Raw genomic sequence first — 13,624 nt, forward strand, 5'->3', positions numbered from 1 at the left:
CCTATCCGAATTCAGGGCCGGCGACGGCGAATGGCATGTCTACCCCCGCGGCAGTGGCGGGGCCGAACCGCATGCGCTGGAACGGCCGCTCGATGGTCCAGCCCGATGCGGTCAATCCTTCAGGGAATGCGGCTTGTGCCGCGACGGCGTCGAGCAGCAGCGGTCCGCTCTCCGATTGCGCGATCGCATCGACCAAGGTAAGCGCGGCTGCGGCGTCGTCGGCAAACAACGGGCCGATATGGCGCGCGATGCGTCCGTCGCGAACCAGCGCGATGGCGCCGTTCGCAGAGACGATACGTGAGCCGGGGCGCCGCGCAAAGGCAGAGAGCAGGGCGGTGCGATCAAAACCGGTGGCCCGCAGGTCCCGGGCACGAAGCGCGTCCAGCGTCGCGGATGAAGGTGCCTGCGCGGTCGCGTGACCTGATTTCACCAGCTTCAGGCGGCGCAATTGCAGCGTCGGCGTGAACCCGAGCGGTCCATAGACGGCGACGCCGTCGGGCGTCGCATCGAGCCAGCTCGTCAGGCCATTTTCGCGCGCCGTCTTCAGGCAGGCATCGACCAGGCGCGTTGCGAGGCCACGGCGGCGGTGCGTTGCCGACACCAGCACCATACTGATCCAGGCGTTGTTGCCGGGGTAGGGGAGTAAAGCCGCCGTAGCGACCAGTCGCGCGCCGTCGCGGATGCCGAATACGATGCCTTCGTGCAGGAAGATGCGCCAGTCCTCCTCGGTCTGGTTCCAGTGTGCTTCCGTCGAGAGGAGCAGGCCCGCGGCGGCGTCCTTGACGCCGAGTTTGATGATGGGCAGGCCGTCAGTAGCGTCCATCGCGCACCTCGTATTTGGTGGGCTTGCCGAGGCTCGGCATGGCGCGGGACACCCAGTCCGCCGTCCAGGTGATCAACTGCTCGGTGTCGACGACGGGCAGGCCGAACAGCTCGACCGCCTTGGACGTGTCGGTCAGCCACGCCGTCGGCTCTTCCTTGCCTGTCAGCACCGGGGCACGGCCGAACCTTGCGCCGAATTTTTGCGCGAGATCGCGCACCGCCAAAATCTCGTGGCCGCTGACATTGATCGGCGAGGTCGGCGCCGTGCAATGCGAGAGGCAGCGCAGCGCCTGCGACGAGGCATCGCCCTGCCAGATGAAATTGACATGACTGATGCTGACGTCGATCGGCGTGCCCGTGAGCACTTTCACGGCGATGTCGTGCAGTACGCCATAGCGCATGTCGATCGCATAATTGAGGCGGAACAGCTGTCCGGGCGTTCCGAATTTGCGCGAAAAATATTCGAACATGCGTTCGCGGCCGACGCAGGACTGGGCGTATTCGCCGGGCGGGTTCGGTGGCATGTCCTCGGTCGCGCCTTTGCCGTCCACGGGAACGAAGGGATAGATGCAGCCGGTCGAGAACGCCACGATCCGCGACGACGGGAAGGCCTGGGCGACCAGCGCCGGCACGTGCGCATTCATCGCCCAGGTCAGCGACAGATCACCCTCCGCGCCGAATTTGCGGCCGGCCATGAAGACGATGTTGGGCGCCTTCGGCAGCGCCTGAATTGCGGTCTCGTCCATCAAATCGCAATTGATCGTCTCGACGCCGCGCGCGTGCAGCCAGTCCTTGACGCTTGCGTCGCTGAAGCGGGCGACGCCGATGACACGGCGATCGGGCACCGCGGCTTTTGCGAGCCCCGCCAAGGTCGGTCCCATCTTGCCGGCCGCGCCGAGGATCATAATGTCGCCCTTGACCTTGGCGAGGTCGTCGATCAATGCCTGCGTTGGGCGGCACAGAAGATCGTCGAGCGCGGCGATATCGGGGATGGTCGTCGGCAGGTTCTGGCGGGTGAGGAGCATGGATCTGGTCCTTGGTCTTTAAATCTGCCGTTTTCAGGTTTGTGTTTTCAGATTTGTGTTTTCAGGTTTGTCTTGCGTCGCCGATCACGAACATGCGTTCGAGGACGAGAACCAAGCCATAGAGAGCGACGCCGAGCAGCGTCAGCAGCACGACGGCCATCACCATCGCGGGCGTGTCGAGCGACGACTGCACCTGGATCATGAGGTAGCCGAGCCCACGCTCGGAGGCGATGAACTCCCCGACGATGGCGCCGGCGACCGCGAGGATGGCCCCGACCTTCATGCCGGAGAATATGTAGGGCAGCGATCCCGGCAGCTGGATCTTGCGGAACAGCGTCCAGCGCGAGCCGCGCAGCGATTTGACGAGATCGAGCAGATCAGGTTCGACCTCGCGCAAGCCCCGCGCGGTGGTGAGCAGGATCGGAAAGAAGCAGATGCTGAAGGCGATCAGGATATTCGGCACGATGCCGTAGGAGAACCAGACGATGAGGAGCGGGCCGAGCGCCACTTTCGGGATCATGTTCAGCGTCACGAACAGCGGCAGCAGCACGAGGCTGAGCAGCGGCGCCCAGCTGAAGATGACGGCCAGCGCGACGCCGACGAATGCGCCGAGCGCAAAGCCGCCGAGGATCTCGATCGCCGTCACCAGCGTATTGGCGCCCCAGGCGTAGGTAGCGGTGCCCAGCGTCTGGATTGTCGCCAGCGGTGAGGGCAGGATGAACTTCGGCACGTGGAAGGCATCGACCATGACCTGCCAGAGCACGAGCACGGCGAGGTGCACGATCAGGACGATCGCAAAGCTGCGCGTATTGCGGGCGCCGTCTCCTGCCACCGGTTGCTCCCTGTTGCCAGCGGCCGCCTTGCCGCTGGTCGCAAGCCTAACCGGCCTTGAGAGAAGTTTCAACCAGTTGGTTGATTACGGTCGGAGCGAATGCAGCACGAGATCGGCGACGTGCCGGCGGCGGGCGCGGCGCGCGGCCCGGCTCGACAGGTCCTTGCCGAAGATCGCCGACAGCGTCGGCGTATTCGAGAGATAGAAATAGCCGAGGCCCGCAATGGAGATATAAAGCTGGATCGGGTCGATCCCCTTGCGGAACATTCCGGCGCGGACGCCCTCGTGAAGGATGTGGGACACGCTCTTCACCAGCGGCGAATGCATCGCCTCCAGCCGCGTAGAGCCGCGGACATGGCGGGCGCCGCCGCGGTTCTCGTCGTTCAGAAGCACGATGAAATCGGGGTTTGCCGCGAGGTAATCGAATGAGGCCTCGATCAGTTTGCGGATCGCCTTTTCCGGCGGCAGGCCCTCGAGATTGAGCTGGCGCTCCTGCTCGCGGATATCGGCGTAAACCCATTCGAGCACAGCAAGATAGAGCGAATCCTTGTCGCCGAAGTAGTGGTAGACGAGTTGCTTGTTGACGCCGGCGCGCTCGGCGATCTCGTCGACGCGGGCGCCGGCAAAGCCGTGCCGGGCGAACTCCTCGCGCGCCGCGGTGAGCAGCTTCTTGCGTGTGGCGACCGGGTCGCGCCGCTGCGGCACGGTGTCGCCTGAACGTTTTGCGGGCATTTCCAACCAAACAGTTGACAAGTGGAGGGCGGGCTTGTTGCATTGGTATCCTCACGGGGGGAGAGCGACAAGCCGGGTCGCGGGCAACGAGGAGAGATGTGATGAAGCGTTTGCAGGCGGCGTGCTCGGCCCTGGCTTTGGCCCTGATGCTCGGTTCACCGGTCGTGCCGGCGACCGCGGGCGAGGCGGTCAATCTGATCCTGAACTGGACGCCGACGGCCGATCACTCGCCCTATTATTACGCCAAGGCGCAAGGCTGGTACGAGAAGGCGGGCATCGACCTGACCATCGAGGTCGGCAAGGGCTCCGGCGTCTCCGCCGCCAAGGTTGGCTCCGGCGGCTCGCCCTTCGGCGTCGCCGATCTCGCCACCATGCTGGTAGCCAAGAGCAAGGGTGCCGACACTGTTGCCGTGATGAGCGTCTACGCCAACACCGGCCAGACCTTCTATTGGCTGAAGAGCTACGGCGTGAATGGGGTGAAGGATTTTGCCGGCCACAAGATCGGCAATCCGCCCGGTGATGCTTCGCGGGTGATGTGGCCGGCCTTTGCGAAGGCCGCAGGGCTCGCACCCGATTCCGTCAGCTTCGTCAATATCGGGCCGACTGCGAAGATCGCGGCGCTCAAGAGCCACACCGTCGATATCATCAGCGACTTCTACAACGAGCACGATTTGAAGGTGATCGAGTTCGGGCCTGATCTCGGCTACGTCAACTGGAAGGACATCGGGCTCAACCCTTACGGAAATTCGCTGATCGTCAACGGCGGCTACCTGCAGAAGAACCCGAAGCTGGTCGAGGATTTCGTGCGCGTCACGCAAAAGGCCTTTGCGACTTGCGTCGCCGACGCCGCGCCCTGCCTGAAGGCGCTGCTCGACCAGGTCTCCGGTCTCGACAAGGAGAACCAGGAGCGCCAGTGGGAGCGCATCAAGTTCTTGATGACCGACGAATTCACGACGACGAAGTCGCTCGGCTGGATCGACGGCGAGCGGATGAAGAAGGACTACGGGCTGGTCCAAACCTATCTCGGCATGGAGAAGCCGTTCGACGTGACCACGGCGTTTACGACCAAGATGCTGGATCCCGCCATCAAGATGGATGCGAGCAAGGTGAAGAAGTAGGGGGGCGGAAGGCGTCCCGTCATTGCGAAGGACGCGTGCCGCATTCTGATCTCGTGCCCCGGACGCTGCAGAGCCGGGGCCCACTCGCCGGGAGCAGGCCGTATGGTCTGGGTCCCGGCTCTGCGCAGCAACGCTTGCGCGTTGCAGCGCGTCCGGGACACGAGGCGCGATTACCGGCCGCCTCCACGTAACCCCACGGAGAAATTAACCAGCCATTAACCATATCGGCCGCATCGTTAACCATTCAATAACTGGGAACGAGTCGGCCGATATGGAGGCTGCAGTAAAACCTCAACGCCAAATGGTGCGCCTGCGCGGGCGCTCCTATGTGGCTTTTGTGTTCATGCCGACGGTTCCGATCCAGGACTGGCTGCAGGAAATCGACACCACCATCGCGCGCTCGCCGGGCTTTTTTGCCGGCAGGCCCGTGGTGATCGACCTGTCCTCGGTCGATCTTAGCCAATCCGGGATCGGCCATCTGCTCACCAGCCTCCAGGACCGCAACATCCGCGTGCTCGGCATCGAGGGTGTGGAGGAGGCGCGGTTGACGCCGACGATGCCGCCGCTGCTGTCGGGCGGGCGGAGCTGCGTGGTCGAGCCGAGCGCGCCCAAGAAGCCTGAGGCCAAGGTCGAGACCAAGCCGACCTCGCTGCTGCTCGAAACTCCGGTGCGCTCCGGCCAGACCGTGATCTTCCCCGAAGGCGACGTTACCATTTTGGGTTCGGTCGGCTCCGGCGCCGAAGTCGTCGCCGGCGGCTCCATCCATATCTACGGCGCGCTGCGCGGCCGCGCCATGGCGGGCGTGAACGGTCACACCAGCGCGCGCATCTACTGCCAGAAGATCGAGGCCGAACTGCTTGCAATCGATGGGTTTTATCAGACCGCCGACGATATCGACGCCGCCCTGCGCGGCAAGCCGGCCCAGGCCTGGCTGCAGGGCAACACCATGCGAATTACGGCACTGAACTGACCAGAAGGAGATTTTAGAGATGGCCAAGGTACTGGTCGTAACGTCGGGCAAGGGCGGCGTCGGCAAGACGACGACGACCGCCGCACTGGGGGCTGCGCTCGCGCAACGCGGCGAAAAGGTCGTCGTCGTCGATTTCGACGTCGGCTTGCGCAACCTCGACCTCGTAATGGGCGCCGAACGCCGCGTCGTGTTCGACCTCATCAACGTGGTGCAGGGCGTCGCAAAGCTGCCGCAGGCGCTGATCCGCGACAAGCGGCTGGAGAATCTCTGGCTGCTGCCGGCCTCCCAGACCCGCGACAAGGACGCGCTGACGGAGGAGGGCGTGGGCAAGGTCATCGACGATCTGCGCGGCCGCTTCGACTGGGTGATCTGCGACAGCCCGGCCGGCATCGAGCGCGGCGCCTCCATGGCGATGCGCTTTGCCGACGAGGCCGTGATCGTCACCAATCCGGAAGTCTCCTCGGTGCGCGATTCCGACCGCATCATCGGCATGCTCGATTCCAAGACGGTACGGGCCGAGAAGGGCGAGCGCGTCGAGAAGCACATCCTCATCACGCGCTACGATCCCTCGCGCGCCGCGCGCGGAGAGATGCTGACCATCGAGGACATCCTCGAAATCCTCGCGACCCCCTTGCTCGGCATTATCCCCGAGAGCCAGGACGTGTTGAAGGCCTCCAACGTTGGTACACCGGTGACGTTGTCGAACGCGGACGGCGCACCCGCGCGGGCCTATATCGACGCGGCGCGGCGACTGTGCGGCGACACCGTGCCGATGCAGGTGCCGACCGAGCGCAAGGGCTTCATGGATCGTCTGCTGCGACGGAGGGCTGCATGAGCATGGGTCTGCTTCGGCTTCTCCGCGGCAAAAAGGCTTCGGCACCCGTCGCTCGCGAACGGCTGCAGATCCTGCTTGCCCATGAGCGCGGACTGCGCGGCCAGCCCGATCTGCTCGGTGTGCTGCGTGAGGAAATTCTCGCCGTCGTCTCCAGGCACGTCACGCTGGATCCGACCAAGGTCATCGTCCGGCTCGATCGCGGCGACGAGGTGTCGACCCTGGAGGTCGATATCGAAGTGCCCAATGACTTCGAGCGCAAGCGGGTCGCGGTCGCATAGGGACGCGGCCGAAGGCCCTTCAAGTTTGGGGTGGGTGATAGGGCGGTCCGCTGGGCATAGCGGGCCGCCTTTGTCATTTGTGTTAGTCCGGCCGATGTGATCGGCACCTGGCGGAACGGGACTTGCGGCGAAATCGTTGTCAATGACCCGCGGAACAGCAGGAGCGATGCACCGCGGTTTCGTCAAACGGGAGAGCGCCCATGATGACCGAGGTCCAGGTCCATACCGTCGCGCGCCAGATGCTGGAACAGCATGGTTTCGCGGCGATTGCGAAGGCCGCCGAGCAGGCCCAGGCTTGCGAGGGCCGCGGCGAGGCCGATGACGCCAAAGAGTGGCGTCACATCGCCGACGCGATGAAGATCATGCGCGGTCCGCACCAGAGCTGACACTCCCGCGCGCTCAACGCTCCCCGCGGTCGGCGCCCTGCGGCGTGCGATTCTGGGTCTGCGGCTGGCTGCGCTCGCCTGTCTCCTTGCAGGGCAGCGGTTCCCACGAGCCGTCTGGCGCCTGCTGATAGGCGCTGCAGGATGGGGACGCGGACTTGTCCTCGCCCTTCTGGGCGTCGGAGTTCTTCGCCAGCACCGGCGCAGTCAGCACCGTAGCGAGGACAAACGCTCCGGCGAAAGCGACATGCATGTTCCGCATGAGGGGTCTCCTGTTCGAGGTCGAAGGGGTCCTGCATGCTGGCAAGAATTGTGACAATTATTAGCCGCGACCGCGCCTTCGCGTGCTTAACGTGGTGAGGAACCGCCTTGCTAGCCGCCCTTGCTGCGGATCAGGCCGGCGAGGTTGGTCTTTTGGGCTTCGCACCAGCTGGGCATGCCAAGGCGGCGCTGGTTGAGATCGGTCGCCTGGGTGGCCACCGCGACCTCGGCCATCAAATCGTCGTCCTGCTTCTCGCCCATCTTGCCACCGGTGTGCATCCAGGCGATCGCCTTGCGCACCTTCTCGGTGGTGCCGTCGGGCAGCTGCATCTGCTCCGCCTTCTGCACCAGATCCTGGTAGACGACATCCGTGCCCGGACATTCGACCTTGGCGGCGAAGGCCTGCAAGACCAACGTGACATAGGTCGAACGTGGATGGTCGGCCGCTTGGGCCGGCGCCGCCAGCAGCAACAGGGCCGTCATCAGAAAACCAGTGCGCATCCTTGGTACCTCCCCGCATTTTTGGGAAGGCTAGCGGCTGGAGCGCCGCTCCGCAATGGAATAGCGCGCGGCCGCGAGGCCGGCCGGCGAGCTAGCGTTGCCAGGCCGGCACGGGATCGAGCGGTGTGCGGTAGACCTCGTTGTGATCGCGGTCGGTGACGCGCACAGCGCAACCCTTGCGTTGCAACTCCGGCTTCACCTGCGAAAGTTCGGTGGCCAGTTGGTCGGCGCGGTCGGAAGCACCTTCGATGTCTTCGAGGATGATTCCGCCCTGGTTCTTGAACTCTTCACCAACCACGAGATCGAAGGAATAGTAAGGCATTCGAATTCCCCGGTATGACGAATTGAGCTTCGGGTGGACGTTTCAACACGTGACCGATGGTACCACTGAGTCGATGTTTATCGAATGAACAGCGCGCGCAATCTCTGTGCTTATGGCGCAGAAATGATGTGCAACATTCAAGTGCGTTAAGATTTTATTAAATATGTCGGCGCGATCATGAGGCATGGAATTGCAGCAGAACCGGGCTCCGGGAACCGGCAGCTGCAAGAGAAGGCCGCCGGCATAGATCCCGACGGCCTTTTCTCTTGATGCAAAACGCGCGAAGCGTCGCTTCCCGTAGTTGCCCGGACTCAACGCATCATATCGACTCGGACAGCGTCCTTAGTCGCAACCCTGCATCGTCGCGTGACGATCGTTCAGCGCAACGGCATTGGCGGACGCACGACAGGTCCATCGTCGTCGGCAACGGCTTGCGTCGTTGTGGGCGCAGCTGGCGGTGGGACCGCGGCCGCCTGCGAAGGCGGCGGTGCGAGCGGCGCAGGCGAATAAGCCGGCATGTAAGTCTGCGACACGGCCGGCTTCGGCTTGCGAACCGGCGGCGCCGGAGGCCGCGCGGACACGCGCGCGCGCGGATCGACGGGCGGCTTTGCATCGGCCATCGGCTTTGGCGCGGGCGGCTTCGCCATCTCGCGCGCCATCTGCTCCTGTCCGGCCTTCAACTCGGCGATGTTGACCTTGAGCTGCTCGATCTGCTGCGCCATCGCGGCGAGATCGCGCGTCATCGATTGCACCGATTGCACAGGATCGGACTGTGTTGCCGTGGGCACGGCTGCTGCAACCTGAGTTGGAGGCGGCGCCACGGATTGATCGGTCGCTTGATCCGCTGCGGCTTGATCCGTTGCGGCCTGCTCCGTTGCGGCCTGCTCCGCAGGTGGCGCGGCCTGCGCGGCGGCGACCGGTGCCGTCTGCGACGTCGAAGGCAGCAGCGACGCCAATGCCGGCGTCCATTCGGCCAACAACTGTCTTGCGGTGTCGCCATGATTCTCCCAGGCGACAGTGGCGGCCGCGCTGCCGCCCGCGAACAGCAACGTGACGAACGCGCCGCGCAGCCATTTGCCGGCGGAGGATCGCTTCTGCCGGCCGCGACCATCACCGGCCGCGATGCGCACGGCGGTGTCGACCGAAGGCACCGCCGCCTGCGGCTCCGCGACAGGACTGAACCTCGGCTCCGGACCAACTTTGGACTTTGGCGTGAACGCCGGATCTATTTTGGGCTCCGTACGGGTCGTGATCTCAGGCGCGAACGCGGGCGCAACGCCGATGGCGCGAGAGGCCAGCACCATCTCGGGCGAAATCTGCACGGCGTCGTGCGGGTCATTGTTCGTGACCGTATCCTTCACGATCTCATCGACGATTTGCCGAGAGTTCAGCGTCGCGAGCATCGCAGCTCCTTTTGATGCCTTCGTCGTCCGCATTGGCGCGAGCCGATCCGTTGAGTTGAGCCCATCCAAATCTGACGAGCCAAGCACGATGCGCACGAGTCCAGCCGGATTTGACCAAAGCAAGGCGAGGGGATGGAGACTGTGCGACGCTCTTCCACCGTTTGTGGTGATGGAACCCGCTCGGTCAAACACGCGCACGTGTTCCGCAGTGCCTTGTTTTCAGCACGATTTGGGCAGCATCTGGTACGGCTGGGGGTGCTGCTATCGCTATCGGGGGCCAGCGGTGCCAAAATCTTTATTCGTTCTATTCGTCGTAGCCATGCTTCCGCTTGGCGGTTGCATGCAGGCGACACTTTCGCCATCAACGGATGCGAGCATGACGCCGCGCGACCGGCAGTTGCTGGCGCATGCGCCTTACGCGCAGGCGAACGTGCCCGAGCAATATCTCCGGCATATCGTCGATTATCCACGCAAGGAGCAGCCAGGCACGATCCTGGTCGATACCAATGCGCGCTACCTCTATTTCGTGCTGCCCGACGGCAAGGCGATGCGTTATGGCGTCGCGGTCGGCGAGGAAGCCATGGCGTTCTCCGGCGTGGCGCGGGTCGGCCGGTTGGCGGAATGGCCGGACTGGGTTCCGACAGCGGACATCCAGGCGCGGCTCGGACCCTATCCAGCGCGCGTCACCGGCGGTCCCGCCAATCCGCTGGGTGCACGGGGCATCTATCTCTATGCCGGCAACAAGGACACGCTCTACCGCATCCACGGCACCAACCAGCCGGAATATATCGGGCAGGCGATCTCGTCCGGATGCATCCGGATGCGCAACGAGGACGTGATCGATCTCTATGACCGGGTGAAGCTCAATTCAACGGTCGTGGTGTTACCGCCCGGACAGAGCGCGCAAGTCGAGGCGAGGCCCAGCTGGCGCGGGTGAGGTCGCCCTACTCCGCGGGCTGGGCAACGCGCCATTGCAGCGTCGTGGCATTGCCGTTGGTATCGCCCGGCGCCTTGTCGGCGGGCGAGGTGTAGAGCGGGCGATAGCGGTAGGCCCACATCTTGCTGCCGTCGTCGCGATTGATCACGGTGAAGTCGCCAACGGCCCTGGCGTCGGCCGTTGCGGCTAGCGGGATCCAGCTCTCGATGCACTTGCTGTTGCAGTTCGACGTCTTCCCGGTGGTGTCGCGTTCGTAGTAATATAGCGTCATTCCCCTGAGATCGACGAGCTTTGGACCCTTTTTGGTCAGGACGACTTTGGCTGGCGCGACCGCGGCTTCGACCTTCGGCGGGGCAGGGTCACCACCGCCATGGCCGTTTGCGAGTGCAGGGATGGTCGAGAGCGCGACGGCCGCCGCGACTATGATGAACCTGGACATCCAAAACTCCCGAACGGCAAAGTTAATCGCGCCTTAAGCGCAGAACGGTGCCGACAGTAGCAGCCGAACGTTAGTTCCAGGTTTCGCGGGTCTGCGACAAATACGGGCAAAGATACGAGGCCTAGGCCTGCACCTCGCGCAACGGGGCGCGGCTGAGCTCGTTGCCGGCGGCGATGACCTTGTGCAACAGCCGCATCAGCTCCTCACCTTCCTTCGCGCTGAGCCCGCGCAGCATGATGCGTTGCGCGGATTCGACGGCCGGCGTGATCTTGCGCAGGGTGCGGCGGCCTTCGTCGGTGATCTCGAGCTCGCGGGCACGGCGGTCGCGGCTCGAGGCCCGGCGCTCCGCGAGCCCCTTCAGCACGAGGCGGTCGATTACGCCGGTGATGGTGGTGCGGTCGTAGGCGATCAGGCCTGCCAGCGTTACCTGGTCGAGCCCCGGATTGGCCTTGATGGTCGCGAGCGCTGCGTATTGCACCGGCGTGAGGTCGAAGCCGGCATCCCCGACCTCGGCCAGAAACACCGCCACCGCGATCTGCTGGAACCGGCGCGCCAGATGTCCGGGCATGTCGCTGTTGTCTTTCACCGGATTCTCCGTTGGGGCAGGGACGGTTGGGGTCCGTTGACAAGTATACTGATAGTCAGCATACTGAGCAATATCCAAACAGAACGTTTCGCGGAGAGGTGCTCATGCAATTCCATCTCAATGGATTTCAACCGGGCGACCCTGAAATCGCCGATCCCGCAGAACGCATTCAGGCTTCCGGCGCAGCGGGGGCCGTGCCTGACGAAGTGGATGTCCTCATCGTCGGTTGTGGCCCTGCGGGCCTGACGCTCGCCGCCCAGCTTGCGCAATTCCCTGACATCAAGACCTGCATCGTCGAGCAGAAGCCGGGGCGCCTGCTGGTCGGGCAGGCCGACGGCATCGCCTGCCGCACCATGGAGATGTTCCACGCCTTCGGCTTTAGCGAGCGCGTTCTGAAGGAAGCTTGCTGGGTCAACGAGACGACGTTCTGGAAGCCGGACGAACGGATTCCGGAAAACATCGTCCGCAGCGGCCGGGTGCAGGACGTCGAGGACGGGCTGTCGGAATTCCCGCACGTCATCCTCAACCAGGCGCGGATCCATGACGGCTTTCTTGACGTCATGCGCAAAGCGCCGGCCAGGCTTGAGCCCCATTACAGCCGGCGCCTGCTCGACCTTCAGGTCGATCCGGCCGCGGGTCCCGCCGAGCATGCCGTGACGGCGCGGCTCGAACGGGTCGATGCCGGGAACGAGGGCAAGGTCGAGACGATCAAGGCGCGCTATGTCGTCGGCTGCGACGGCGCGCGCAGCATGGTGCGCAAATCGATCGGCCGCGAGCTGCTCGGCGATTCCGCCAATCATGCCTGGGGCGTGATGGACGTGCTGGCGGTGACCGACTTTCCGGACATCCGCTTCAAGGCCTTGATCCAGTCGACGAAGGACGGCAGCCTGCTGATCATCCCGCGCGAAGGCGGCTACATGGTCCGCCTCTATGTCGAGCTCGCCAAGCTCGACATCGGCGAGCGCGTCGCCAATCGCAACATCACCGCCGATGACGTGATCGCCAAGGCGCAGCGGATCTTGAAGCCGCATACGCTCGATGTGAAGGAGATCGCGTGGTGGTCGGTCTACGAGATCGGCCAGCGCCTGACCGACAAGTTCGACGACGTGCCGGAGGCCGAGATCAACTCGCGTCTGCCGCGGATCTTCATCGCCGGCGATGCTTGCCATACCCACAGCCCGAAGGCGGGGCAGGGCATGAACGTCTCGATGCAGGACGCCTTCAATCTCGGCTGGAAGCTCGCAGCTGTTTTGCGGAAGCAGTCTGCGCCAAGCCTGCTGCATTCCTATTCGGCCGAGCGCCAGGCGGTGGCGAAAGAGCTGATCGATTTCGACCGCGAATGGGCGGGGATTCTTGCGTCCGCCGCAAAGGCCGGCGGCGCCGATGCCGCCAGGACGCAGGCCTATTTTGTGAAGCATGGCCGCTACACCGCGGGCACCGCGACGCATTACCGGCCGTCGGTTCCGACCGGAGCGACCTCCCACCAGCATCTCGCGCAAGGCCTCGTCATCGGCGCGCGTTTCCATTCCGCGCCCGTGATCCGGCTTGCGGACGCCAAGCCGGTCCATCTCGGTCACGCTGCGCAGGCGGATGGCCGCTTCCGCATCTACGCGTTTTCGCCTGCGGAAGATCCGGCGGCCGAGGGCTCGGCCATTCGCGCCTTGTGCAATTTCCTCTCCGAGGCGCGGGAGTCACCGGTCAGGCGCCATACGCCTGTCGGAGCCGACATCGACAGCGTGATCGACCTGCGGGCGGTGTTCCAGCAGGATCATCGCGAGCTCGCCGTCGAGGCGATGCCCGCACTGCTGCTCCCGCGCAAAGGCCGCTACGGCTTGATCGACTACGAGAAGATGTTCTGTCCGGATATCAGGAATGGTCAAGACGTTTTTGCCATGCGCGGCATCGATCGCAAGGCCGGCTGCATGGTCGTGGTGCGGCCGGATCAATACGTCGCGACCGTGCTGCCGCTCGAGGATTTTGCTACGCTTGCTGCGTACTTCGACGTCTTCATGCTGCAAGTGAATTGACGGGCCGCCACGGCGCTTCCGCGGTGTCTCGATGAACGGCGAATGAATATTGAACCACGCGCGGTATCCGTCTCGATCTTTCGACGAATGAGACCATCGTACGCGGAACGCCCGTTCTGCTTGCGCGTTCCGACTCGAACGAGGAGGACTACG

Annotated in this window: 17 protein-coding genes; 7 read left to right on the top strand and 10 right to left on the bottom strand. The window is 64.1% G+C overall.

Annotated elements, in window-relative coordinates; translation table 11 throughout:
• Window position 1: 1 nt before the first annotated feature.
• From ABIB06_RS35170 to ABIB06_RS35185, 4 genes are all read right to left on the bottom strand, one after another.
• On the bottom strand, window positions 2-823 hold the full coding sequence (locus ABIB06_RS35170; protein WP_354048790.1) for a GNAT family N-acetyltransferase: 822 nt from the start codon (window positions 821-823) through the stop codon (window positions 2-4).
• Window positions 810-1,847 carry an NAD-dependent epimerase/dehydratase family protein gene (locus ABIB06_RS35175; protein WP_354048788.1) on the bottom strand — a complete coding sequence of 346 codons (1,038 nt, stop codon included), beginning with the start codon at window positions 1,845-1,847 and terminating at the stop codon, window positions 810-812. Before ABIB06_RS35175 ends, ABIB06_RS35170 begins: the two co-directional genes overlap by 14 nt.
• A 61-nt stretch (window positions 1,848-1,908) precedes the next feature.
• Complete coding sequence (locus tag ABIB06_RS35180; RefSeq protein WP_354048786.1) at window positions 1,909-2,679, bottom strand: ABC transporter permease; 771 nt, start codon at window positions 2,677-2,679, stop codon at window positions 1,909-1,911.
• Window positions 2,680-2,763: 84 nt separating this feature from the next.
• Window positions 2,764-3,411, bottom strand: a complete 648-nt coding sequence (locus tag ABIB06_RS35185; RefSeq protein WP_247346687.1) for a TetR/AcrR family transcriptional regulator — start codon at window positions 3,409-3,411, stop codon at window positions 2,764-2,766.
• A 101-nt stretch (window positions 3,412-3,512) separates the two neighbouring features.
• On the opposite strand from ABIB06_RS35185, the gene ABIB06_RS35190 reads away from it, so the two are divergent.
• The 5 genes from ABIB06_RS35190 to ABIB06_RS35210 all read left to right on the top strand — a co-directional run bounded on the left by ABIB06_RS35190 (window position 3,513) and on the right by ABIB06_RS35210 (window position 6,998).
• Window positions 3,513-4,529, top strand: coding sequence for an ABC transporter substrate-binding protein (locus ABIB06_RS35190; RefSeq protein WP_354048784.1), 1,017 nt, complete (start codon window positions 3,513-3,515; stop codon window positions 4,527-4,529).
• Between the two features lie 271 nt (window positions 4,530-4,800).
• Complete coding sequence (gene minC / locus ABIB06_RS35195; RefSeq protein WP_354048783.1) at window positions 4,801-5,499, top strand: septum site-determining protein MinC; 699 nt, start codon at window positions 4,801-4,803, stop codon at window positions 5,497-5,499.
• 19 nt (window positions 5,500-5,518) lie between these two features.
• A complete protein-coding gene (minD, locus tag ABIB06_RS35200) occupies window positions 5,519-6,334 on the top strand; it encodes a septum site-determining protein MinD (protein WP_354048781.1) in 816 nt (271 codons plus the stop codon).
• On the top strand, window positions 6,331-6,612 hold the full coding sequence (gene minE, locus ABIB06_RS35205; protein ID WP_247346707.1) for a cell division topological specificity factor MinE: 282 nt from the start codon (window positions 6,331-6,333) through the stop codon (window positions 6,610-6,612). Before minD ends, minE begins: the two co-directional genes overlap by 4 nt.
• A gap of 200 nt (window positions 6,613-6,812) precedes the next feature.
• Window positions 6,813-6,998 (top strand): hypothetical protein, encoded by a 186-nt coding sequence (locus ABIB06_RS35210; protein ID WP_247346709.1) that lies wholly within the window; start codon window positions 6,813-6,815, stop codon window positions 6,996-6,998.
• A 13-nt stretch (window positions 6,999-7,011) separates the two neighbouring features.
• Here the strand turns inward: ABIB06_RS35210 and ABIB06_RS35215 are convergent, their stop codons facing one another.
• The 4 genes from ABIB06_RS35215 to ABIB06_RS35230 all read right to left on the bottom strand — a co-directional run bounded on the left by ABIB06_RS35215 (window position 7,012) and on the right by ABIB06_RS35230 (window position 9,482).
• Complete coding sequence (locus ABIB06_RS35215) at window positions 7,012-7,257, bottom strand: hypothetical protein (RefSeq protein WP_247346711.1); 246 nt, start codon at window positions 7,255-7,257, stop codon at window positions 7,012-7,014.
• Window positions 7,258-7,367: 110 nt separating this feature from the next.
• Window positions 7,368-7,757 (bottom strand): hypothetical protein, encoded by a 390-nt coding sequence (locus ABIB06_RS35220; RefSeq protein WP_247346714.1) that lies wholly within the window; start codon window positions 7,755-7,757, stop codon window positions 7,368-7,370.
• A gap of 91 nt (window positions 7,758-7,848) precedes the next feature.
• Complete coding sequence (locus ABIB06_RS35225; protein ID WP_211396093.1) at window positions 7,849-8,079, bottom strand: DUF6894 family protein; 231 nt, start codon at window positions 8,077-8,079, stop codon at window positions 7,849-7,851.
• A 377-nt stretch (window positions 8,080-8,456) separates the two neighbouring features.
• Window positions 8,457-9,482 carry a hypothetical protein gene (locus ABIB06_RS35230; protein ID WP_354070074.1) on the bottom strand — a complete coding sequence of 342 codons (1,026 nt, stop codon included), beginning with the start codon at window positions 9,480-9,482 and terminating at the stop codon, window positions 8,457-8,459.
• Between the two features lie 319 nt (window positions 9,483-9,801).
• Here ABIB06_RS35230 and ABIB06_RS35235 point away from each other — a divergent pair, with 319 nt between their 5' ends.
• Entirely contained in the window at window positions 9,802-10,419 is a 618-nt protein-coding gene (locus ABIB06_RS35235; RefSeq protein WP_354048775.1) for a L,D-transpeptidase, read from the top strand.
• Between the two features lie 7 nt (window positions 10,420-10,426).
• On the opposite strand, the gene ABIB06_RS35240 is transcribed toward ABIB06_RS35235, so the two are convergent.
• Together ABIB06_RS35240 and ABIB06_RS35245 are read right to left on the bottom strand one after the other, a co-directional pair.
• Window positions 10,427-10,858: a COG4315 family predicted lipoprotein gene (locus ABIB06_RS35240; protein WP_354048773.1), complete on the bottom strand. Its 432-nt coding sequence runs from the start codon at window positions 10,856-10,858 to the stop codon at window positions 10,427-10,429.
• A gap of 121 nt (window positions 10,859-10,979) precedes the next feature.
• Window positions 10,980-11,444 (bottom strand): MarR family winged helix-turn-helix transcriptional regulator, encoded by a 465-nt coding sequence (locus ABIB06_RS35245; RefSeq protein ID WP_247346721.1) that lies wholly within the window; start codon window positions 11,442-11,444, stop codon window positions 10,980-10,982.
• A gap of 104 nt (window positions 11,445-11,548) precedes the next feature.
• On the opposite strand from ABIB06_RS35245, the gene ABIB06_RS35250 reads away from it, so the two are divergent.
• Window positions 11,549-13,471, top strand: a complete 1,923-nt coding sequence (locus ABIB06_RS35250) for an FAD-binding monooxygenase (protein ID WP_354048771.1) — start codon at window positions 11,549-11,551, stop codon at window positions 13,469-13,471.
• Window positions 13,472-13,624 lie beyond the last annotated feature (153 nt).

Source organism: Bradyrhizobium sp. LB8.2 (assembly GCF_040548035.1).
In the GTDB taxonomy this organism is placed as follows: Bacteria; Pseudomonadota; Alphaproteobacteria; order Rhizobiales; family Xanthobacteraceae; genus Bradyrhizobium.